Source organism: Blastococcus haudaquaticus (assembly GCF_900230285.1).
Classification (GTDB): Bacteria; Actinomycetota; Actinomycetes; order Mycobacteriales; family Geodermatophilaceae; genus Blastococcus_B; species Blastococcus_B haudaquaticus.
The window spans coordinates 495,047-515,852 of sequence record NZ_OCNK01000003.1; the positions used below are offsets into that span (position 1 = coordinate 495,047).

The window sequence follows — 20,806 nt, forward strand, 5'->3', positions numbered from 1 at the left end:
TGCGCCGCAGGGCGCACCTGGACACGGAGGCGACATGGCCAAGCGCAACGAGAAGCACGCGCACCTGGTGGAGCCCACCTGGGGGCAGTCCGACGACGGCGGCCCGCCGCTGACCGAGCTGACGAGCGAGTCCGCCGGTCCGCTCTCCCCCTTCGGCGAGGACCACAGCTTCCCGCTGCCGGTCGAGAGCCTCCGGTACGCGCACCCGACGGACAAGCCGAACCGGGCCGGCGTCCAGACGGCCGAGGGACGTCGGCGGTGACCTCCCCCGCGCTGCCGTCCTACAGCAGCGGGACCTCGACGGTCCCCCTGCTGGGCGACACGATCGGGGCGAACCTGGATCGGACGGCAGCGCGGGTGGGCGACTCCGAGGCGCTGGTGGAGTGCGCCACGGGCCGCCGGTTCAGCTACCCCGAGCTGGTGGCCGAGGTCGACGCGACCGCCCTGGGCCTGGAGGCCCTCGGCGTCCGCAAGGGCGACCGGGTCGGCATCTGGGCGCCCAACTGCGCGGAGTGGGTCTTCGTCCAGTACGGGACGGCGAAGCTCGGCGCGATCCTGGTGAACATCAACCCGGCCTACCGGACGCACGAGCTGGCCTACGTGCTGGAGCAGGCCGGCATCTCGGTGCTGGTCGCCGCGCCGGAGTTCAAGACCAGCGACTACCGGTCGATGGTCGCCGACGTGCGGGGCGACTGCCCCGAGCTGCGCGAGGTCCTCTTCCTCGGCGATCCCGAGTGGGAGCAGCTGCTCACCACCGGCCGGGCCGCCGACCGCGAGCTGCTGGCGCGCCGGGAGGCCGAGCTCTCCGCCGACGACCCGATCAACATCCAGTACACGTCGGGGACCACGGGCTTCCCGAAGGGCGCCACGCTCACCCACCACAACCTGCTCAACAACGGGTTCTTCGTCGGCGAGGGCTGCGGCTACACCGAGGCCGACCGCGTCTGCATCCCGGTGCCCTACTACCACTGCTTCGGCATGGGCATGGGCAACCTCGGCGCCACCTCGCACGGCGCGACCATGGTCATCCCCGCCCCCGGGTTCGACCCGGCGCTCACGCTCAAGGCCGTCCAGGACGAGCGCTGCACCTCGCTGTACGGCGTCCCGACGATGTTCATCGCCGAGCTGGCGCTGCCCGACTTCGCCGACTACGACCTCTCGACTCTGCGCACCGGGATCATGGCCGGCTCGCCGTGCCCGGTGGAGGTGATGAAGCGGGTGGTCAGCGAGATGGGCATGACCGAGGTGACCATCTGCTACGGGATGACCGAGACGTCACCGGTCTCCACCCAGACCGGTGCCGACGACGACCTCGACCGCCGCACCTCCACCGTCGGTCGGGTGCACCCGCACCTCGAGGTGAAGGTCGTCGACCCCGCCACCGGCCTGACCGTGCCGCGCGGGACGCCCGGGGAGTTCTGCACCCGCGGCTACTCGGTGATGCTCGGCTACTGGAACGAGCCGGAGAGGACCGCGGAGGTGATCGACCGCGCCCGCTGGATGCACACCGGCGACCTGGCCGTGATGGACGACGCGGGGTACCTCAACATCGTCGGCCGGATCAAGGACATGGTCATCCGCGGCGGCGAGAACGTGTACCCGCGCGAGATCGAGGAGTTCCTCTACAGCCATCCGGACGTCGTCGACGCGCAGGTGATCGGCGTGCCCGACGAGCGGTACGGCGAGGAGCTGATGGCCTGGGTGCGGCTGCGCGAGGGCGCCGAGCCGCTGACGGCCGAGGCCCTGCGCGAGTTCTGCACCGGCCGGCTCGCCCACTACAAGATCCCGCGCTACGTCAAGGTCGTCGACGAGTTCCCGATGACGGTGACCGGCAAGATCCGCAAGGTGGAGATGCGGCAGGTCTCGGTCGAGGAGCTCGGCCTGGAGTCCGCGGCCGCCGTCCGGAACGCCTGACTCAGGCCTTCGCCTTCGAGGCCGGGGTCAGCCGCACGATCAGCTTCGACAGCAGGCTGCCCACCACCACCCAGATCAGCGCCGCGAGACCGTCGTTGATCGCCTCGGCGATCTTCGGGTCCGACGGCGTGAACAGGTCCTTGGTGAACCAGCCGAACGTGTCCCGCCAGCCGGCGGTGAACTCGACCAGCCCGTTGGCGGGGTTGGCCTCGAACAGCACGAACACCGCGTGGATCACGATGATCGCGGCGATCACCGAGCACACGACCCGCACGATCGTGGCGACGAGTGAGAAGACGCGGGCTGCACCGTTGCTGGCCATGCGGAGCATCGTGGCGCAGCGGCGCGCGGTTCGCGAGTCGTCGGGTAACAGTCAGGCGGGTCCGCAGGGGACGACGAGCGCGCGGTGGTCGGACAGGGCCAGCCGCGGTGACTCGACCGGACCGGTGGCCCGCAGCCCACCCCTGACCAGCACGTGGTCGAGCTGCCGCGTCGGGCGGTGCACGGGGAACGTCGGAACCGAGGCGAGAGGCTGGAGACCGCTGACCCGCACCGCGGGGCGGGCCGTCATGTTGAGGTCTCCGAGCAGCACCAGGGGCCCGGGAGCCCCCTCGAGCGTGCTCATCACCTGCCGCAGCTGCCGGCGGTTCCAGCCCGGCACGAAGGACAGGTGCGTGGTGCACACGGTGAACCGGCCGGACGGGCCGTCGATCACCGCTGTCACCGCCACCCGCGGCTCGTCCCGGACCAGGATCGGCCGGTGCGTCCCCGGCAACCACATGGGCAGGCCGGCGCGTGCCCCGCGCAGCCGGACGACGTCCCACGTGACCACCGGGTAGCGGGAGACCAGCGCGACGCCGTACCCGGGGGAGTCCTGCTGCTCCTGGCCCGTGGCCACCGTCCACGTGCCGCCGGGGGTCCCGATCACGGCGGGGACGAAGCACGCGTCCACCGCTCCCATGGCCTCGGCCGCCAGCGCCGTGAGGTCGGCACCGTGCGACCGGGCCTGGTTGCGGTCGACCTCCTGCAGCGCGAGGACGTCGGCGTCGAGCGCCGCCACCGCCTGGGAGAGCCGGCCGGGCTCGACCCGACCGTCGTCCACGGAGCGGCCGTGCAGCAGGTTGAAGGTGGCGATGCGCACGGGCGGTCCTGTGCCCGGGTCAGTCGACCGGAACCGTGACGGCCACGGCGGCGGCCAGGCAGATCGCGATCACGGCGGCGGTGACGGCAGCGACGGAGCGCCGTGCCGCGACGTCCCCGTCCTCTAGTCGCCGGCGCTGGACGAACCGGGCACGGGCGGGGGCGAGCCCACCGAGGACGCCGAGGCCGAACAGTGCGGTGACACCTGCCGCCACGAGCAGGGCCGGCCGGTCCGAATCCACGGCACGGTGCCCGATCAGCCCGGCGACGGCGAGGATGCCGAGGCCGGTGCGCTGCCACGCGAGGTCGGTGCGCTCCGCAGCGACGCCCGGCGGTCCCGCGCGTGTCACAGCACCTCCAGCCCGACGAGGACGCCGACGACCACGACGACGGCGGCCACGGCGGCGGTCAGCGCGGGCACCATCCAGCCCTCCGGCAGCGGCCGGCCGGCGCGGATGGCGGCCTCGTTGCCGCGCCAGCGGGAGTAGCCGGCCAGCGCCGTCCCGAGCCCGATGAGGACCAGCGCCAGAGCGATCGCCGCGCTGCCCCAGGACACCCCGAGATCGGGGGCGTAGGTCGCCACGGCGACCCCGCCGGCGACCAGCGCCAGCCCGGTGCGCAGCCAGGCGAGCAGGGTGCGCTCGTTGGCCAGGGTGAAGCGGTAGTCCGGGTGTGTGCCGGAGCCGGGGGACGGGTCCACCCGCTCAGGCTAGGGCGGCGGCCCGGCCGCTGCGGAAAGCCAGGTCCGGGGGAGGGCGGGGGGCGGCTAACCTGTCGGGGGAGCGGCTCCGTGCCGCCGTCGTCGCCCGGCCAGCGTGCCGGACCCGGAAGCGAGCAAGAGGGATCCAACGTGCCCACCGGCAAGGTCAAGTGGTTCAACCCGGAGAAGGGTTTCGGCTTCCTCGCGCGCGAGGACGGCCCGGACGTCTTCGTGCACAAGGACGCCCTCCCGGCCGGGACGGCGGAGCTGAAGCCGGGCCAGCGGGTGGAGTTCGGCATCGTCGCCGGCAAGCGTGGCGACCAGGCGCTGCAGGTGCGCATCCTCGACCCGCTGCCGTCGGTCGCGGCCACCGTCGCCGCGAAGAGCCGGAAGAAGCCGGACGAGCTGGTGCCGATCATCGAGGACCTGATCAAGCTGCTCGACGACGTCGGCGAGGGCCTGCGCCACGGCCGGCACCCCGACCGCGCGGAGTCCCGCAAGATCGGCTCCGTGCTGCGCGCCGTCGCGATGGACCTGGAGAGCTAGCTCCCCGGCACCGCGGTGGGCGGGGACGCGGGCGACGGCGTCCCGCTCAGGTCGCCGCCGGCGCGCAGGAAGCCGATCGGCCAGGCGCCGGAGAACTCGTCGCAGTCGCCGCCCTTGTCCTCGACGACCACCAGGTAGAACGCCGGCGGGACGACGTCGTCGGTGGTGATCTCGTCGAAGGAGCGCTCCCCGGCCGGGACGTCCACCTCGCCGATGAGCTCCTCGAGCTGCTCGTCGAAGACCTGCACCGCCCAGCCGCGCTCGGCGACCGACTGCGGCACCGTCAGGCTGATCGTGGCGCCGGGGGAGACCTCGAGGACCGGCGGGGTGTTGTCGTAGCGCTGCCCCTCCCCGTCGAGGCAGAACTGCACCGGCCGCACGGCGAGCTGCTGCGGCCCGACCTCGACCTCGACGTCCGGGGGGCCGGCGGGCTCGCCCGACCCGCACCCGGCGACGAGGAGCAGGAGCAGGGCGGCGACGGACCTGCTCACGACCACGAGGGTCCCACGGGCGTGGTGGGCGCCTCGGGGGAGACCCCCGACGGGCCGACCGGCCGCCGTCCCCGGTACAGGCTCCAGACGACGAGACCGACGGCGAGGCCCAGCAGCGCGGCGGCGACGGTGAAGCCCAGCCAGCCGGTCGGGGGCAGGGCGATCCCGAGCGCGCCGCCGACCACCCAGGCCATCTGCAGCCAGGTCTCCGAACGCGCGAACGCCGAGGCGCGCAGGCTCTCGGGCACCTCCCGCTGGATGATCGCGTCGAGCGACACCTTGCCCAGCGCGTTGGTCACCGCGGCGACACCGGCGACGACGGCGGCCATGGTGAAGCTGTAGAAGACCGCGGCCAGCAGCGTGATCGCGGCCGCGGTGGCCGCCGAGATCAGGACGAGACGGTCCGGGGCGGCGGCGTGCATCCGCGAGCCGATCGCGGTCCCGGCGAAGCTGCCGAGGCCCGCAGCCGCCGCGATCACGCCGAGCGCGAGGGTCGCCGACCAGCCGTCGTCGAAGTTCGCCTGCACCAGGAACGCGCTGAAGATGGTGAGGAAGCCCCCGAGCCCGCGCAGCGCCGCGTTGGCGCGCAGGGCCAGCACCACGTGCGGGCTGACCCGGCGGCGGCCGCTGCCGACCGGGATCTCCGCGGTGGTGAGCACGTCCGCCGGGAGCTCGCCGGTGGGGACGTCGACGTGCGGGGGGAGCCGGACCGCCAGCACGCCGGCGATCGCGAAGACGACCGCCGTCGCCCCCAGCTCCCAGTCGAACCCGAGCACGGCGGCGATCCCCGCGGCGACGCCGCCGGCGACCCCCGCCGTCGCCAGCCCGAAGACCGAGAGGCGGGCGTTGGCCGAGGTCAGCGACATGGCGTCGGGCAGGACACGGGGGACGACGGCGGCGCGCAGCACGTTGTGCGCCTTGGACAGCACGAGCACGCCCAGCGCCGCCGGGTAGAGCCAGAAGTCGTCGAAGTGCCGCATCATCACCAGCGCGAGCACCGCCCGGCCCAGATGGCTGCCCGCGATGGCCCACCGCCGGCCGCGCTGCAGCCGGTCCAGGGCGGGGCCGATGACGGGCGCGAGGACGGCGAACGGGGCCATCGTGACGAGCAGGTAGAGCGCGACGTTCCCGCGCTGCGCGTCGGCGGCCGCGGCGAAGAAGAGGGTGCCGGCGAGGCTGACCGCGATCATCGCGTCGCCGGCCATGTGCAGGGCGTTGACCCACAGCAGCTGGGTCAGGCCGCTCTCCCCGGCGCCGTCGGCGCGGCTCGCGGCCCGGACCCGGCGGGCCGCGGCGGCCGTGAGCTCCCGCGACCGCGCGGCGGCCACCCGGGTGACGGTCACCTTCTGCGGCCCGCCCGGTGGCGGATCCGGCGCAGCGGGCCGGTCGGGCCCGGGGAGGACCGTCGTCGGCTGCTCGTCGACCGGGGTGGGCCCCGTCGCCGACGGCATCGGGCGGGTGGCCGGACGCGGCGTGCCGAACGGTGTCGTGTCGGCCCGGTCGGGGCGCGCGGGCCCCGTGCGGCTCGCCCGGCGCAGGCGGCGGCCGGCACCGGGCGGACGACGGGACGCGGGCACGCCACCATCGTGCCGCACGGAGTCGGGCGGGTGGCCCTCCGCGGAGGTGGACGCGTCAGGGACAATGGGCGGGTGACCGACTCCTCCGCCTCCGCCGACGTCCTGGCCGCCGCGGTCGAGCAGGCCCGCGCCGCCGCCGTCGAGACCGCCGGCGACCCCTCCCTGGTGGGCGACCACCTGGGCGCCGCGCGCGAGCCGGTCGCCCCCGCCACCGACGAGGTGCCGGTGGAGGCCCTCGGCGACGTGCTGACCCACACCTTCGCCAGCCGCCTGCCCGGGTACGTCGGCTGGCACTGGGCGGTCACCGTGGCCCATGCCCCGGGCGACGACGGCGTGACCGTCGACGAGGTCGTGCTGCTGCCGGGCGACTCCGCGCTCCTGGCCCCGGCCTGGGTGCCGTGGCAGGAGCGGCTGCGCCCCGGCGATCTCTCCGTCGGTGATGTGCTTCCCTCGACCGAGGACGACCCGCGCCTCGCGCCCGCCTACCTGGTCGACGACGACTCGGCCGAGGACCCGGAGGGCCGGGTCGTGGCCCAGGAGCTGGGCGTGGGGCGCGAGCGCGTCATGTCCGCCGACGGACGCGGCCAGGCTGTGGGGCGCTGGACCGCGGGCGAGTTCGGGCCGACGTCGCCCATGGCGCGTCAGGCCCCGGGTCCCTGCGCCACCTGCGGGTTCTACCTGCCCCTGGCCGGCTCGCTGCGCCAGATGGTCGGCGCCTGCGGCAACGCCTACGCCCCGGCCGACGGCCGCGTCGTCACCGCCGACTACGGCTGCGGTGCGCACAGCCAGGCGACCCTGGTCGCCGACGAGGCCACCGAGGTCGTGCGCACCGCGCGCTACGACACCGGGACGTACGACGTCCTCACCGACTGAGGGCCCCCTTCCAGGGGCCCGCCCTGAGCCTGCGAAGGGTGGGGAGGAAGGGGGTCCTTCCAGTCACCTGCGGCGGGACTGGCCCTGCAGCTTCATGATCCACAGGCCCATCAGGGCCAGGCCGATGGCGGCCAGGCACGTCCAGGTCCACATCCGGTCCACCCGGTCGCCCAGGACCAGCAGCACGACGAGCGCCACCGCCCAGATGCCGATGCCGACGAGGACGACGCGGGCGGTGTCCACCTGCAGCGGGGGCGGGGCCTGCTTCGTCACGGTGCGACCTTAGGCCCGCGGCAGGTCACGATCGCAGAACCCCTCGGGCCGGGCGGGACGGGGCACGCGTCCTGCCGGACGGTCGTGTGGCACGCTGTCGCCGCTCGTCGCCAGCCACCGCCGTCCCGGGGGAGTCCGCATGCCCGAGAAGTCCCGTCCCACCACGGGTTCCACCACCGCAGGTGCTGACGGCGGGACGCCGGCGGACGTGCTCGCCGGCGGGACCGGTGCCCGCCGCAGCGACGGACCGCAGGTGCGCCCGAAGAACGGCCTCGACCGCTACTTCGAGATCAGTGCCCGGCGCTCGACCCTCACCCGTGAGCTGCGCGGCGGCCTGACGACCTTCTTCACGATGGCCTACATCGTGGTCCTCAACCCGATCATCCTGTCGGGCGCCGACGTCAGCGGGAACGAGCTGCCGTTCGCGTCCGTGGCCGCCGTCACGGCGCTCATCGCGGGCGTCATGACGGTGCTCATGGGCGTCGTCGGCCGGTACCCGTTCGCGCTCGCCACCGGACTGGGCATCAACGCCATCGTCGCGGTCTTCGCCGCCACCCAGCTCTCCTGGCCGGAGATCATGGGCCTGGTCGTGCTGGAGGGCCTGCTGATCACGGTCCTGGTGCTCACCGGGTTCCGTCGCGCCGTCTTCGAGGCCATCCCGCCGCAGCTGAAGACGGCCATCGCCGTCGGCATCGGCTTCTTCCTCACGATCATCGGTCTCGCCGACGCCGGCATCATCCGGCCGGGCAACCCGCTGATCAGCTTCGGTGTCGGGGGTCAGCTGGCCGGCTGGCCGATCCTGGTCTTCGTCGTCGGGCTGCTGCTGACCGCCGTGCTCGTGGTCCGCCGGGTCAAGGGTGCGCTGCTCATCGGCATCGTCATCTCGACCGTGCTGGCGATCATCATCGAGGCCGTCGCCGACATCGGCCCGCGGTTCGGCGCCGACGGTGCGGAGAACCCACGCGGTTGGGCGCTGCAGGTCCCGACCCTGCCCGACGACGTCGTGGGCACCCCGGACCTCTCGCTGATCGGCAACTTCTCGCTCTTCGGGGGCTTCGAGCGGATCGGTGTCATCGCCGCGCTGCTCATCGTCTTCTCGATCATGATCGCGGACTTCTTCGACACCGTCGGCACCGTCACGGCGGTCGGCGCCGAGGCCGACCTCCTCGACGAGAAGCGCAACCTGCCCAAGTCGCAGCCGGTCCTCCTCGTCGACTCCCTCGCCGCCGCCGCGGGTGGTGCCGGCAGCGTCTCGTCGAACACGACCTACATCGAGAGCACGGCCGGCGTCGCCGACGGCGCGCGCACCGGCCTGGCCAGCGTGGTGACGGGTCTGCTCTTCCTGGTGGCCACCCTCTTCAGCCCGCTCGTCCAGGTCGTGCCGTCGGAGGCCGCGGCCCCGGTGCTGGTGATCGTCGGCGCCATGCTGATCAGCCAGATCAAGAACCTGGCCTGGGACGACATGTCGCTGGTCATCCCGGCCTTCCTGACGATCGCCCTCATGCCCTTCACCTACTCGATCACCAACGGCATCGGGGCCGGTGTCGTCAGCTACGTGCTGCTGCGGACCGCCGTCGGCCGGAGTCGCGACGTCCACCCGCTCATGTGGGTCATCGCGCTGCTGTTCCTCGTCTACTTCCTGCTGGAGCCCCTGCAGCAGCTGTTCTGAGCAGTTGCTGAGCGTCGCTAATCACACGGGGATAAGCTGGGGAACGTGAGCCGGACGACGCTGGACACCGCGGCACTGGCTCACGACCTGCGGCTGGCGGTGATGCGCTTCTCCCGCCGGCTGCGCAACCAGCGGGTCGACAGCTCGGTCACCCTCACCCACCTCGCGGCGCTGTCCACGCTCAAGCGCGTGGGGCCGATCAGCCCGGGGGAGCTGGCCGCCCACGAGCGGGTGCAGCCACCCTCGATGACCCGGGTCGTCGTCGCGCTCGAGGGGATGGGTCTGGTCACCCGGACCCCGCACCCGACCGACGGCAGGCAGGTCATCATCGGCCTCACCCCCGCCGCGGAGGACCTCCTCACCGAGGAGGCCCGCGCGCGCGAGGCGTGGCTGAGCGGCCGGCTGCAGGAGCTGACGCCGGAGGAGCGCGCCGTGCTCCGCGAGGCGGCCGAGATCATGGAGAAGCTCGCCGGTGGGTGACCTGGACGAGTACTGACCAGGCGGCCGTGCAGGACCCCGGCACGGGATCGTTCCGTGCGCTGCGGGTCCGGAACTTCCGCATCTATGCATCGGCCAACCTGGTCAGCCTCACCGGCACCTGGATGCAGCGCATCGGCCAGGACTGGCTGGTCCTCCAGCTGTCCGGCGACAGCGGGGTCGCGCTCGGGCTGATCACCGCGCTGCAGTTCGGCCCCAGCCTGCTGCTCAGCATGTACGGCGGGGTCCTCGCCGACCGCTACGAGAAGCGCCGGACGTTGCTGATCTGCCAGGCGCTGATGGGCCTGCTCGCGCTGGTGCTGGCGATCCTCGTGGCCACCGACGCGGTGGCCCTGTGGCACGTCTTCGCGCTGGCCGCGGGGCTGGGCTCGGTCGCCGCGATCGACCTGCCGGTGCGGCAGGCGTTCGTGTCCGAGATGGTCGGCTCGGCCCTGCTGACGAACGCGGTGAGCCTGAACTCCACGATCTTCAACGGGGCCCGGCTGGTCGGGCCCGCGGTGGCCGGCCTGCTGATCGGCGCCTCCTCGGGGAACACCGCCCCGGCTTTCTTCGTCAACGCCGCCAGCTTCGCGTTCACGATCGCCGCGCTCGCCGGCATGCGGGCCTCCGAGCTGAGGCCCAGCACGCCGGTGGCGCGCGCCAAGGGCCAGCTCCGCGAGGGCCTCCGCTACACCCGGGCGCACCCGGACCTGCTCCTGGCGATGGGCCTCGCGTTCGTGATCGGCACCTTCGGCTTCAACTACCAGGTGACGATCGCGCTGATGGCCCGCGAGCAGTTCGGGCTGGGCGCGGAGGCCTTCGGGCTGCTGTCCACCACGTTCGCCGTCGGATCCCTGACCGGCGCCCTGCTGTCCACCCGCCGCAGCGTGCGGCCGCGCCAGCGATTCCTGGTGATTTCCGCGGTCGTCTTCGGGCTGTTCACCGTGGTCGCCGGCCTGATGCCGGGCTACGCCTCCTTCGCCCTGCTGCTCGTGCCCACCGGCGCCGCGGCGCTGGTGTTCAGCGTGGCCAACAACAGCTTCGTCCAGCTCGGCGTCGACCCGCAGATGCGCGGCCGCGTCATGGCGCTGTACTTCATGTCCTTCATGGGCGGCACGCCGGTCGGGGCACCGCTGATCGGCTGGATCTCCGAGCACCTCGGTGCGCCGTGGGGGCTGATCCTGGGCGGAGCCGTCTGCGTGGTCGCCGGCCTCGGCGCGGCCGCGTGGCTCGCCCGGGGACGGCGGGTGCGGCTGGAGGGCGCCCTGCGCCCGCCGCGCCTGCGGCTGCGGGTCGGCGCCCCGGGGACGCGCGTGCCGTCGGCCCGGCTGCGCGCCGCGGCGGAGGCCGCCGAGGAACAGACCACCGGGCCCCAGAACCTGGGGCGCTGAGGGCCCGCGGGCACCGCACCCGGAGTACCGTCCCCGGCATCCCCGTGCGGGCACCGGAGGCGACGATGTACGTCCCACTGCTCCAGATCGGCGGCACGGTCGCCGTCATCGCCGCTCTCATCGCGTGGACCGGGCCCGCCGTCCGATGGGTCCGCCGGAGGATGGAACGCCGCCGCGCCGTCCGCTGTCCCGCGCCGGACCGGCGTCCGCTGCAGGTCGTCGCGGCCGACCTCCGCCGGCTCGCCCGCTCCCTCTCGCTCGTCCCGGCCGGCGCACCGATGGCCCGCCGGCGGGCGTTGGTGGCTGCCTACGACGACGTCCTCGTGGAGGCGGCGGCCCTGCTCGAGGTGCCGCACGAGCTGCGGACCGGGCCGGACGGCCCCGTGCGCGACGCCGAGCGGCTCCGGCTCGTGGCCCAGCTGGAGGCCGCCGGGCTGGCGGTGCAGGGCTGAGTCCGGCCGGACGGCGGCTGTTCCTCGCCGTCGACCCCCCGGAGTGGGCCCGGTCGGACCTGGCGGCGGCCGTCGCGCCGCTGACCTCGGCGGCCGGGGCGCCGCGCTGGACCGTCCCGGAGCGGTGGCACCTCACGCTGCTCTTCCTCGGCGCGGTGCCGGCCGGGTGCGTGGAGCCGCTGGTGTCGGCGGCGGGACCGGCCGTGGCGGGCACACCGGCGATGCGGCTGCGGCTGGCGGGAGGTGGGCGGTTCGGCTCCCTCCGCCGTCCGCAGGTCGCGTGGGCCGGCCTGGACGGGGACGTCGCGGCACTCGTCGCGCTCGCGGAGCGGCTGGCCGACGCGGCGCGCGCGGTCGGACTGCCGGTCGAGGACCGGCCGTTCCGTCCGCACCTCACCCTGGGCCGCTGGCGTCCCCGGCAGCCGGCGGACGGGTCGCTGACCGACCGGCTCGCGGACTACCGCGGTCCGGTGTGGCCGGTGGAGGAGGTGCGCCTCTGGGAGAGCCACCTCGGGCGGGAGCCGACCTACGACGTGGTCGCGAGCTGGCCGATCCCGGTCGAGTGAGCAGTTCCGGTCGCCTCGCCCGGCGTGCCCGCGCACGTCGGCGACGGGAACTGCACAGTCGGCGTCACCAGGCGTACTCCATGGGGGCGGCGCGGTAGCCCGGGAAGATCTCGTCCAGGCGCTCCAGCGCGGCGTCGTCCAGCTCGACGTCGAGCGCGGCCAGGGAGCCCTCGAACTGCGCCATCGTGCGCGGGCCCACGATCGGGGCGGTCACCGCCGGCTGGTGCAGCAGCCAGGCGAGCCCCACGCCGGCGGGTGCGTGCCCGAGGTCGCGGCAGAACGCCTCGTAGGCCTCCAGGGCCGGCCGGTGCTCCTCGATCCGCTTCTGCTGGCGCTCCTCGTTGCGGCGGCCGCCTTCCGTCTTCTCGAGCACGCCTCCCAGCAGGCCCCCGGCGAGCGGGCTCCACGGGATGATGCCGACGCCGTAGTGGGTGGCGGCCGGGAGCACCTCGAGCTCCACGTGCCGGGTGAGCAGGTTGTAGTGCGACTGCTCGCTGACCAGGCCCTGGAAGTTCCGGCGGGCGGCGGCCTCGTTCGCGGCCGCGATCTGCCACGCCGCGTGGTTCGACGATCCGACGTAGAGGACCTTGCCCTGGGCGACGAGCGTCTCGCAGGCCTGCCAGATCTCCTCCCACGGCGTCCGCAGGTCGACGTGGTGGAACTGGTAGAGGTCGATCCAGTCCGTCTGCAGCCGGCGCAGCGAGGCCTCGCAGGCCCGGACGATGTTGCGGGCCGACAGGAAGGTGTCGTTGGGCCAGTCGGTCATCGAGCCGTAGACCTTGGTGGCGAGGACCGTCTTCTCCCGCCGCTCCGCCCCGTGGGCGAACCAGGTGCCGAGGACCTCCTCGGTGCGGCCCTTGCCGACCTCGAAGCCGTAGACGTTGGCGGTGTCGAAGAAGTTGATCCCCTCGGCATGCGCGCGGTCCATGATCTCGTGCGAGTCGGCCTCCTCGGTCTTCCAGCCGAAGTTCATGGTGCCCAGGCACAGGCGGGAGACGGTGAGGCCGCTGCGGCCGAGGTGCGTGTACTCCATGGGGAACGACCCTGGCACCCTGTGCGCCGTGCCGCAGGACGATGCAACCACCGCTGCAACCACTGCTTTCGACGCCGCCACCGCCGTCCGACGGACCGACGGCGGCGGCCTGGTCGCCGAGCTCGACCCGGGGTGGGACGTCGGGGGAGGCATCCTCAACGGCGGGTACCTGCTGTCGGTGGCCGGCCGGGCCGCGGTGCTGGAGAGCCCGCACGCGCACCCGGTCGCACTGTCGGCCAGCTACCTGCGGGCGCCCGCGGCAGGGCCGGCGACCCTCACGGTGGAGCCCGGCCCGGCGGGCCGCACGCTGGCGCACTCGCTGGTCACGCTGTCCGACGGCGGGGGACCGGCGCTCACCGTCCAGGCGACGACGGCCACGCTGACGTCGGCGCCGTCGGAGTACGGCCGTCCGATGCCCGACGTCCCGCCGGTCGAGGAGTGCTTCTCCGTCTCCGAGCACCGCGACCTGGCGCCCCCCGGGGTGCAGGTGCCGGGACTCTCGCTGCAGGTGGACACGCGGCTCGACATGGCGACGGCGGGGTGGGCCTTCGGTCAGCCTTCGGGTGAGCCGGTCCTCCGTGCCTGGCTGCGGTTCGCCGACGGGCGCGAACCCGATCCGCTGGCGCTGCTCACGTTTGCCGACGCCCTGCCGCCCACCAGCTTCTCGATGGGCAACATGGGGTGGGCGCCGACGGTGCAGCTGCAGGTGCTCGTGCGGGCGCTGCCCGCGCCCGGGTGGTGCCTGGTCGAGGCCCGGTCGAGCGAGATCTCCGGTGGCTGGGTCGACGAGGACTACCGCATCTGGGACTCCACCGGCCGGCTGGTCGCGCAGAGCCGTCAGCTCGCCCGGGCGCCCCGATGACCGGCGGCGCGCGGGAGGACCGGCACGCCGAGGACGGTGACCACCTCGCCGGGTTCGGGTACCGGCAGCAACTGGACCGGAGCATCGGGCGGTTCGCCAGCTTCGCCGCAGGCGTCAGCTACATCTCGATCCTCACCGGGACGTTCCAGCTCTTCTACTTCGGCTTCGGCGCGGGCGGGCCGGCCTACGTCTGGTCCTGGCCGCTGGTGTTCGTCGGCCAGCTCATGGTCGCCCTGTGCTTCGCCGAGCTGGCCGCGCGGTTCCCCGTCGCCGGGTCGCTCTACAACTGGACCAAGCGCCTGGGGAACCGGACCACGGCCTGGATGGCCGGCTGGATGATGCTCACCGCCTCGATCGTGACGCTGGCGGCCACCGTCCTCGCCTACCAGATCACGCTGCCCCAGCTCTGGTCGGGCTTCCAGCTGGTCGGCGACGGCACGGGCACCTACGACTACGCGGTCAACGCCGTGATCCTGGGCAGCGCGCTCATCGTCTTCACCACGCTGGTCAACGTCTTCGGCGTCAAGCTGATGTCCCGCATCAACAGCGCGGGGGTCTTCGTCGAACTCGTCGCCGCCGTGCTGATCATCGTGCTGCTGGCGGCGAACATCACCCGCGGGCCCGACGTCGTCCTCGACACGGCAGGGACGGGGGAGGGGCAGGACCTCGGCTACCTGGGTGCCTTCCTGGTGGCCGCGCTGGCCTCGGGCTACGTGATGTACGGGTTCGACACGGCGAGCTCCATGGGTGAGGAGACCGTCGACCCGCGGCGCACCGCGCCCCGGGCCATCCTGCGGGCCGTCACCGCCTCCTTCGTGCTCGGCGGCCTGATCCTGCTCTTCGGCCTCATGGCCGTCGAGGACATCCGCGACCCGCAGCTGTCCTCCAGCACCGGTGGCCTGCAGTACGTGCTCCTCCAGGCCTCGGGCAGCGGGATCGGGCGGGTCTTCCTGCTCGCGATCGTCGTCGCGATCACCGTCTGCTGCCTCGCGGTGCACACGGCGACGATCCGGATGATGTTCGGCATGGCCCGGGACAACAACCTCCCGGGCGCCGCCCGGCTGGCCCGGGTGCACCCCCGCTTCAAGACCCCCGTCGTCCCCGCCGTGGTCATCGGGCTGCTCTCCATCGCCATCCTGCTGATCAACATCCGCCAGCCGCAGATCTTCACGGTGATCACCAGCATCGCCGTCGTGATGATCTACCTCGCGTACCTGCTGGTGACGGTGCCGATGCTCCTCAGCCGCCTCCGTGGCCGGTGGCCGCTGCCCGCCGAGGGCGGCAGCCGCGGGCACTTCTCCCTGGGGCGCTGGGGCCTGCCGGTGAACGTGCTGGCGGTCCTGTGGGGCGCCGGCATGGCGATCAACCTCGGCTGGCCGCGGCGGGAGGTCTACAACGCCGCGGAGCCGTACCACTGGTACCTGCAGTGGGGTGCGGCCGTCTTCATCGGCGCGATCGCCCTGGCCGGCCTGGCGTACTACCGGCTCCGTCAGCGGCACCGCACCGGGGTGCTGCCCGACCACGCGGCGGAGCGTCCCGTGCCCGGCGGACCGCAGGTCGCCGTCGGCGAGGCCTGATCCCGACGGGGCGATGAGTTCGGGGCGCCCCTGCGGTCTGCACGACCGTGACCACCACGACGCTCGACACCCCCGAGGCCGCGCTCGTCTACGACGTCCGCGGTCCGCTGCCGACGGCGGACGGCCGCCCGCCGCTGTTCCTCGTCGGCGCACCGATGGACGCCAGCGGCTTCGGCACGCTCGCCGGGCACTTTCCCGACCGCACGGTGGTCACCTACGACCCGCGTGGCCTCGGCCGCAGCACGCGCACCGACGGGCGGACGACGCACACGCCCGAGCAGCACGCCGAGGACATCCACCGGGTCATCGAGGCCGTCGGCGGCCCCGTCGACCTGTTCGGCAGCAGCGGCGGTGCCATCAGCGGGCTGGCCCTGGTCGCCGCCCACCCCGGTGACGTGCGCAGACTCGTCGCCCACGAGCCGCCGCTCCTGCCGGTCCTCCCGGACGCGGAGCGCGCCGTCGCGGCCACCCGCGCGGTGCAGGCGGTCTACCGGGCGAAGGGCTGGGGCCACGGGATGGCCGCGTTCATCGCCCTGACCTCGTGGCAGGGCGAGTTCACCGACGACTTCGCGGCCACCGCCACGCCGGACCCCGCGGCGTTCGGCTTCCCCACCGAGGACGACGGCTCCCGCGACGACCCGTTGCTGTCGGACGCCTCCGACGCGATCACGGCCTTCCGGCTCGACGTCGCCGCGCTGACGGCGGCGCCGACCCGGATCGTCGTCGCCGCCGGCATCGAGTCGAAGGACACCCTCACCTGGCGCACCGCGGTCTCGACGGCCGAGGCCCTGGGGCAGGAGATCGTCGTCTTCCCCAGCCACCACGGCGGATTCCTCGGCGGCGAGTTCGGCCAGCACGGGCAGCCGGAGGCCTTCGCCGCCCGGCTGCGCGAGGTCCTGGGGGCGGGCTGAGTCAGGAGTCCGGCAGCTCGATGGGCCCGGTGAGGTAGCGCTGCAGGTTCGGCCCGATCGTCGTGGCCAGCCACTCCGGGGACGCCGTCGCCAGCGGTTCCAGCTTCAGCACGTACCGGCCGACGACCAGCCCGATCAGCTGCGAGGCCGCCAGGGCGCCGCGGATCTCCCGCTCCCGGGCGGGCATGTCGAGCGTCCCGACCACACGGCGGAGCACCTGGGTGACCAGGAACTCGCGCAGGAACTTCGCCGTCCGCTCGCTGCCGATGGCCGACCGCACCAGGGCGAGGGCCGCCGGCTGCATGGGGCCGTCCCAGACCCGCAGCAGCAGCCGGACGACGTTGCGCCCGAGGTCGTCCCGGCCGCCGGCCAGCACCTCGGGCAGCAGGTCCGCCGGATCGGCCGGAGCCTCGATGGCGGCGAGGAAGAGCTTGTCCTTGTTGCCGAAGTAGTGGTGCACCAGGGCCGGATCCACGCCCGCCCCCGCAGCGATGCCGCGGATGGTGGCGCCGTCGAAACCCCGCTCGGCGAACGCCTGCCGTGCAGCGGTCAGGACGGCGTCCCGGGTGTCGGGGTTCCCGGGGCGCCGTCCCGACCGTCGTGCGGGTCCTGCTGTGCTCAGCTGGTCCTCCTCCGCAGGGTCGCCGCCGCGAGCGCGAGGGCGAGCAGGGCGACGCCGGCCACGATCCCGACGTCGACCCACATGGTGCCCGTCGCCTCGGTGGAGCTGCCGACCTCCTGGAGCGCCTCGACCGCGTAGGTCAGGGGGAGGACGTCGCTGATGGCCTGCAGCCAGCCGGCCATCTGCTCGCGGGGGACCAGCAGGCCGCACAGGAAGAACTGCGGCAGCACGATCACCGGCATGAACTGCACCGCCTGGAACTCGCTGCGGGCGAAGGCGCTGGCCAGGAGTCCGAGGGCCACCCCCAGGACGGCGTCGACGACGGCGATGAGGACCACCAGCCCCACCGACCCGGTGACGTCCAGGTCGTAGACGGTGGTCGCGACCGAAACCGTCACCACCGCCTGCAGGGCCGCGGCCAGGCCGAACGCCAGGCCGTACCCGAGCAGCAGGTCCAGGCGGGCGAGCGGAGTGGTGAGCAGCCGCTCGAGCGTGCCGGACGTGCGCTCCCGCAGCATCGCGATGCTGGTCACGAGGAACATGACGACGAACGGGAAGATCCCGAGCATCGTCAGCCCGACCCGGTCGAACGTGCTCGGCTGGCCGGGCATGGTCGGCAGGTCCTTCCAGAGCAGGTACAGCAGGCCGAGCAGCAGGCTCGGCAGCACCAACAACATCGCGATGGTCCGGTGGTCGTGCCGCAGCTGTCGCAGGATACGGCCGGCGGTCGAGACCGTCAGGCGCGGGCTCAGGTGGGTGGGGGCCGGACGGTCCAGGGTCGCGGTCATGCCGCCACCTCCTCACGGGCGCGGACCACGGTGAGGAAGGCTTCCTCGAGGTCCTCGGAGTGGCCGTCGGCGCGCAGCTGCGCCGGCGTGGAGTCGGCGATCAGCTCGCCGTCGCGGAGCAGCAGCAGGCGGTCGCAGCGCCCGGCCTCGTCCATCACGTGGCTGGAGACGATCAGCGTCGTCCCGGCCGCGGCCAGGCCGTGGAACCTCTCCCACAGCTCGACCCGCAGCACCGGGTCGAGCCCGACCGTCGGCTCGTCGAGGACCAGCACCTCCGGGCTGCCGACCAGCGCGCAGGCCAGGGAGGCCCGGCCCCGCTGCCCGCCGGAGAGATCCGCGACGAGCTGACCGGCGGCACCGGCGAGGCCGACGTCGGCGATCGCGGCGTCGGCCTCCCGGGCGCCCATGCCGTACAGCGAGGCGAAGTAGCGGGCGTTCTCCCGCACGGTGAGGTCGGCGTAGACGCTCGGCGCCTGGGTCACGTAGCCGACCCGGCGGCGCAGGTCGGGGGAGCCGGCCGGCCGGCCGAGCACGGTGACCCGGCCCGAGCGCACCTGCTGGACCCCGACCAGGGCGCGCATGAGCGTCGTCTTCCCGCTCCCGCTGGGCCCGAGCAGGCCGGTGACCTGCCCGGCGGGGACGGTGAACGACAGGCCGGGGAGCACGCGACGGCGTCCCCTGTCGACGACGAGATCGGTGACGGTGACGGCATCCATGCCGGCCTCCTGAAACTCAACGGGTGATGAACTCAACGCTAGATGAGTTGCTGTGGACCCGTCAACGGAGTCGTTGGTCCCGGCTGCCTCAGGCGCGCGCCGTGACCGCGGCGGGCAGCCGGCCGGCGAGCCAGTCGGTCATCTCCGCGGCGCCCATCGGCGCGGCGTAGAGGTACCCCTGCCCGACGTCGCACCCGAGCTCCGCCAGGGCGGCGGCGGTCGCGGGGTCCTCGACGCCCTCCGCCACGACGGTCAGACCCAGCTCGTGGCCCAGGTCGACCACCGACCGGACCAGGGCGGCGTCCTCCGTCGTCGTCGCCATCTCGGCGATGAAGCTGCGGTCGATCTTCACCTCGCTGACCGGCAGGTTCTTGACGCGCCCCATCGAGGAGTAACCGGTGCCGAAGTCGTCGATCGACAGGCTCACCCCCGCGGAGTGCAGTCGACCGAGGACGTCGCGGGCGCGGGCGGGCTCGGCGACCAGCGCGCTCTCGGTCAGCTCCAGCCGGAGCATGCCGGCCGGGATCCCGTGGCTCGCGAGCGCGGACAGCACGCGGGCCGGCAGGTCCGGGCGGTGCACCGACCGGGCCGACAGGTTCACCGCCACCGGCACCGCCACCCCCTGCTCCGTCCACGCGCGCACCTGGGCCAGGGCCAGATCCAGGACGCAGTCGGTCAGCGGTTCGATGAGCCCGGTCTGCTCGACGGCGGGGAGGAAGTCGCCGGGCAGCAGCAGCCCTCGGGTCGGGTGCTCCCAGCGCACCAGTGCCTCCAGGCCCACGACGGCACCGGTGCGGAGCGAGACCTTCGGCTGGTAGTGCAGGACGAGGTGGCCTTCGGCCATCCCGCGCCGGAACTCCGAGAGGAGGACGAGGCGACCGCGGTCATGACCGTCGGCGGCGGCGTCGTACACCTCGACGCCGCTCTGCCGCTCCTTCGCGGTGTACATCGCGATGTCGGCCTGGCGCAGCAGGGAGTCGATGTCCAGCGGGCCCGCTCCGGACACGGCCACCCCGATGCTGACGTCGACGTCCAGGGCCAGTCCGTCGACCAGGAAGGGCTCGATCAACGCCGCCCGTGCGCGCTCCGCGACGGCGCGGGCGGCCTCGGTGGAGACGTCGGGGAGCAGGAGGAGGAACTCGTCGCCCCCCAGCCGGGCGACGACGTCGACCTCGCGCAGGTGCGGGCGCAGCCTGGGTCCGATCTGGGCGAGCAGCCGGTCGCCGTAGCCGTGGCCGAGGGTGTCGTTCACCTCCTTGAAGCGGTCCAGGTCGAGCAGCGCGACCGCGACGTGGCCTCCGCCCTGCCTGGCCGCGAGCAGTTCGGCGCCGCGGGCCAGGACCGCCGCCCGGTTCGGCAGGGCGGTCAGCTCGTCGTGCGTCGCCTGGTGGGCCAGCCGCTCCTGCAGCTCGATCCGCTCCGTGACGTCCCGGGCGGTGAGCAGCAGTGCGCCGATGACCGGGTCGGTCCGGCGGTCGGAGGACGTGACCTCCAGGTGACGCCAGTTCCCGTCGCCGTGGCGCACGCGGACGACGAGGACGTCGGGCAGATCGGCGGCACCGGCCCGGAACTCGGCGCCGGTGGGGAGTCCGAGGAGCGCCGGGTCGTCGGGGTGGACGAGGTCGTGCGGGCGCTGCCCCAGGAGCTCCTGCGGTGAACGGCCGAGCAGGTCGGTCACCGAGTCGGAGACGAAGGAGATCCGGCCGGTGAGGTCGATCAGCATGATGACGTCGCTGGTGGCCTGCACCACCGAACGGAAGCGCCGTTCCCGGTCGAGCGCCGCCAGCATCGCGTTGAACGCCGCAGCCGTCCGTCCCAGGTCGTCCGCCGCGCCCACGGGGAGGGTCAGCTCCGCCCGCGCGATGCCGGACGAGCCGGAACGGCTGCCCACGGTGTCGGCCACATCGGTCAACCGCGTCGCGAGGAGCTGCAGCCGGCGGCCGATGACCCGGCGCGCCAGCAGCCAGTTCGCCGCGCCGAGGCCGACGCCCGCAGCCAGGCAGGCCATGCGGAACGTCGAGGCGCGGGAGTACTGCGTCGGGACGTCGAGGAACTCCGCGAAGTAGGGGAAGACCGCACCGATGCAGATACCCAGTGCCGCCATGCCCAGGGCCAGTCGGGTGAAGACCCCCACCGGGGGCCGCCGGTCCCCGGATGCGGGCGGCGTCGTCGCCGTCGTGAGTGCCACCCCAGCAGCATCGGCAGGGCGGCAGCAGGGCCTGAGCGCC

At 73.6% G+C, this 20,806-nt stretch carries 24 protein-coding genes; 12 read left to right on the top strand and 12 right to left on the bottom strand.

What is annotated here, in order from left to right:
• The first annotated feature begins 34 nt into the window (after positions 1 to 34).
• Complete coding sequence (locus tag CRP30_RS13790; protein ID WP_097184520.1) at positions 35 to 262, top strand: hypothetical protein; 228 nt, start codon at positions 35 to 37, stop codon at positions 260 to 262.
• Positions 259 to 1,914 (top strand): AMP-binding protein, encoded by a 1,656-nt coding sequence (locus CRP30_RS13795; RefSeq protein WP_097184521.1) that lies wholly within the window; start codon positions 259 to 261, stop codon positions 1,912 to 1,914. The genes CRP30_RS13790 and CRP30_RS13795 overlap by 4 nt, the downstream gene beginning before the upstream one ends.
• Position 1,915: 1 nt before the next feature.
• Here CRP30_RS13795 and CRP30_RS13800 read toward each other — a convergent pair whose 3' ends face one another.
• Genes CRP30_RS13800 through CRP30_RS13815 form a run of 4 tightly spaced genes read right to left on the bottom strand, consistent with a single transcriptional unit; the run spans position 1,916 to position 3,754 of the window.
• A complete protein-coding gene (locus CRP30_RS13800) occupies positions 1,916 to 2,236 on the bottom strand; it encodes a hypothetical protein (RefSeq protein WP_143278467.1) in 321 nt (106 codons plus the stop codon).
• 51 nt (positions 2,237 to 2,287) lie between these two features.
• Positions 2,288 to 3,055 carry an endonuclease/exonuclease/phosphatase family protein gene (locus CRP30_RS13805; RefSeq protein WP_097184523.1) on the bottom strand — a complete coding sequence of 256 codons (768 nt, stop codon included), beginning with the start codon at positions 3,053 to 3,055 and terminating at the stop codon, positions 2,288 to 2,290.
• A 19-nt stretch (positions 3,056 to 3,074) separates the two neighbouring features.
• Positions 3,075 to 3,404 (bottom strand): DUF202 domain-containing protein, encoded by a 330-nt coding sequence (locus CRP30_RS13810; RefSeq protein WP_097184524.1) that lies wholly within the window; start codon positions 3,402 to 3,404, stop codon positions 3,075 to 3,077.
• On the bottom strand, positions 3,401 to 3,754 hold the full coding sequence (locus CRP30_RS13815) for a YidH family protein (protein WP_097184525.1): 354 nt from the start codon (positions 3,752 to 3,754) through the stop codon (positions 3,401 to 3,403). The genes CRP30_RS13810 and CRP30_RS13815 overlap by 4 nt, the downstream gene beginning before the upstream one ends.
• A gap of 150 nt (positions 3,755 to 3,904) precedes the next feature.
• On the opposite strand from CRP30_RS13815, the gene CRP30_RS23445 reads away from it, so the two are divergent.
• Positions 3,905 to 4,300 carry a cold-shock protein gene (locus tag CRP30_RS23445; RefSeq protein WP_097184526.1) on the top strand — a complete coding sequence of 132 codons (396 nt, stop codon included), beginning with the start codon at positions 3,905 to 3,907 and terminating at the stop codon, positions 4,298 to 4,300.
• Here CRP30_RS23445 and CRP30_RS13825 read toward each other — a convergent pair.
• Together CRP30_RS13825 and CRP30_RS13830 are read right to left on the bottom strand one after the other, a co-directional pair.
• Complete coding sequence (locus tag CRP30_RS13825; protein WP_235003395.1) at positions 4,297 to 4,791, bottom strand: DUF2771 family protein; 495 nt, start codon at positions 4,789 to 4,791, stop codon at positions 4,297 to 4,299. The two genes, CRP30_RS23445 and CRP30_RS13825, sit on opposite strands and share 4 nt — an antisense overlap.
• Complete coding sequence (locus CRP30_RS13830) at positions 4,788 to 6,368, bottom strand: MFS transporter (RefSeq protein ID WP_097184527.1); 1,581 nt, start codon at positions 6,366 to 6,368, stop codon at positions 4,788 to 4,790. The genes CRP30_RS13825 and CRP30_RS13830 overlap by 4 nt, the downstream gene beginning before the upstream one ends.
• Before the next feature lie 72 nt (positions 6,369 to 6,440).
• Here CRP30_RS13830 and CRP30_RS13835 point away from each other — a divergent pair, with 72 nt between their 5' ends.
• Positions 6,441 to 7,241: a DUF3027 domain-containing protein gene (locus tag CRP30_RS13835; protein WP_200814744.1), complete on the top strand. Its 801-nt coding sequence runs from the start codon at positions 6,441 to 6,443 to the stop codon at positions 7,239 to 7,241.
• Between the two features lie 63 nt (positions 7,242 to 7,304).
• Here CRP30_RS13835 and CRP30_RS13840 read toward each other — a convergent pair whose 3' ends face one another.
• Positions 7,305 to 7,514, bottom strand: coding sequence for a DUF2530 domain-containing protein (locus tag CRP30_RS13840; RefSeq protein ID WP_097184529.1), 210 nt, complete (start codon positions 7,512 to 7,514; stop codon positions 7,305 to 7,307).
• Between the two features lie 139 nt (positions 7,515 to 7,653).
• Here CRP30_RS13840 and CRP30_RS13845 point away from each other — a divergent pair, with 139 nt between their 5' ends.
• Genes CRP30_RS13845 through thpR form a run of 5 tightly spaced genes read left to right on the top strand, consistent with a single transcriptional unit; the run spans position 7,654 to position 12,069 of the window.
• Complete coding sequence (locus CRP30_RS13845; protein WP_097184530.1) at positions 7,654 to 9,183, top strand: NCS2 family permease; 1,530 nt, start codon at positions 7,654 to 7,656, stop codon at positions 9,181 to 9,183.
• Between the two features lie 45 nt (positions 9,184 to 9,228).
• Positions 9,229 to 9,663 carry a MarR family winged helix-turn-helix transcriptional regulator gene (locus CRP30_RS13850; RefSeq protein WP_097184531.1) on the top strand — a complete coding sequence of 145 codons (435 nt, stop codon included), beginning with the start codon at positions 9,229 to 9,231 and terminating at the stop codon, positions 9,661 to 9,663.
• A complete protein-coding gene (locus CRP30_RS13855; protein ID WP_235003396.1) occupies positions 9,660 to 11,051 on the top strand; it encodes an MFS transporter in 1,392 nt (463 codons plus the stop codon). Before CRP30_RS13850 ends, CRP30_RS13855 begins: the two co-directional genes overlap by 4 nt.
• A gap of 44 nt (positions 11,052 to 11,095) precedes the next feature.
• Positions 11,096 to 11,503 carry a hypothetical protein gene (locus CRP30_RS23055; RefSeq protein WP_235003479.1) on the top strand — a complete coding sequence of 136 codons (408 nt, stop codon included), beginning with the start codon at positions 11,096 to 11,098 and terminating at the stop codon, positions 11,501 to 11,503.
• Positions 11,504 to 11,520: 17 nt separating this feature from the next.
• Positions 11,521 to 12,069: an RNA 2',3'-cyclic phosphodiesterase gene (gene thpR, locus CRP30_RS23060; RefSeq protein ID WP_255407363.1), complete on the top strand. Its 549-nt coding sequence runs from the start codon at positions 11,521 to 11,523 to the stop codon at positions 12,067 to 12,069.
• Between the two features lie 64 nt (positions 12,070 to 12,133).
• On the opposite strand, the gene CRP30_RS13865 is transcribed toward thpR, so the two are convergent.
• Entirely contained in the window at positions 12,134 to 13,102 is a 969-nt protein-coding gene (locus tag CRP30_RS13865; RefSeq protein ID WP_097184534.1) for an aldo/keto reductase, read from the bottom strand.
• Between the two features lie 28 nt (positions 13,103 to 13,130).
• Here CRP30_RS13865 and CRP30_RS13870 point away from each other — a divergent pair, with 28 nt between their 5' ends.
• From CRP30_RS13870 to CRP30_RS13880, 3 genes are read left to right on the top strand one after another with little or no spacing between them, the layout of a single operon-like run.
• Positions 13,131 to 13,964 carry a thioesterase family protein gene (locus tag CRP30_RS13870; protein WP_235003397.1) on the top strand — a complete coding sequence of 278 codons (834 nt, stop codon included), beginning with the start codon at positions 13,131 to 13,133 and terminating at the stop codon, positions 13,962 to 13,964.
• A complete protein-coding gene (locus tag CRP30_RS13875; RefSeq protein ID WP_097184536.1) occupies positions 13,961 to 15,541 on the top strand; it encodes an APC family permease in 1,581 nt (526 codons plus the stop codon). The genes CRP30_RS13870 and CRP30_RS13875 overlap by 4 nt, the downstream gene beginning before the upstream one ends.
• A 47-nt stretch (positions 15,542 to 15,588) precedes the next feature.
• Positions 15,589 to 16,452, top strand: a complete 864-nt coding sequence (locus CRP30_RS13880) for an alpha/beta fold hydrolase (RefSeq protein WP_097184537.1) — start codon at positions 15,589 to 15,591, stop codon at positions 16,450 to 16,452.
• A 1-nt stretch (position 16,453) separates the two neighbouring features.
• On the opposite strand, the gene CRP30_RS13885 is transcribed toward CRP30_RS13880, so the two are convergent.
• The 4 genes from CRP30_RS13885 to CRP30_RS13900 all read right to left on the bottom strand — a co-directional run bounded on the left by CRP30_RS13885 (position 16,454) and on the right by CRP30_RS13900 (position 20,766).
• Entirely contained in the window at positions 16,454 to 17,155 is a 702-nt protein-coding gene (locus CRP30_RS13885; protein WP_200814745.1) for a TetR/AcrR family transcriptional regulator, read from the bottom strand.
• Positions 17,071 to 17,862 (bottom strand): ABC transporter permease, encoded by a 792-nt coding sequence (locus CRP30_RS13890; RefSeq protein WP_200814746.1) that lies wholly within the window; start codon positions 17,860 to 17,862, stop codon positions 17,071 to 17,073. Before CRP30_RS13890 ends, CRP30_RS13885 begins: the two co-directional genes overlap by 85 nt.
• The gene (locus CRP30_RS13895; RefSeq protein ID WP_097184538.1) at positions 17,859 to 18,578 is read right to left on the bottom strand and encodes an ABC transporter ATP-binding protein; all 720 of its coding nucleotides are present in this window, start codon (positions 18,576 to 18,578) and stop codon (positions 17,859 to 17,861) included. The genes CRP30_RS13890 and CRP30_RS13895 overlap by 4 nt, the downstream gene beginning before the upstream one ends.
• A gap of 88 nt (positions 18,579 to 18,666) precedes the next feature.
• The gene (locus tag CRP30_RS13900) at positions 18,667 to 20,766 is read right to left on the bottom strand and encodes a putative bifunctional diguanylate cyclase/phosphodiesterase (protein ID WP_143278468.1); all 2,100 of its coding nucleotides are present in this window, start codon (positions 20,764 to 20,766) and stop codon (positions 18,667 to 18,669) included.
• Between the last annotated feature and the right edge of the window lie 40 nt (positions 20,767 to 20,806).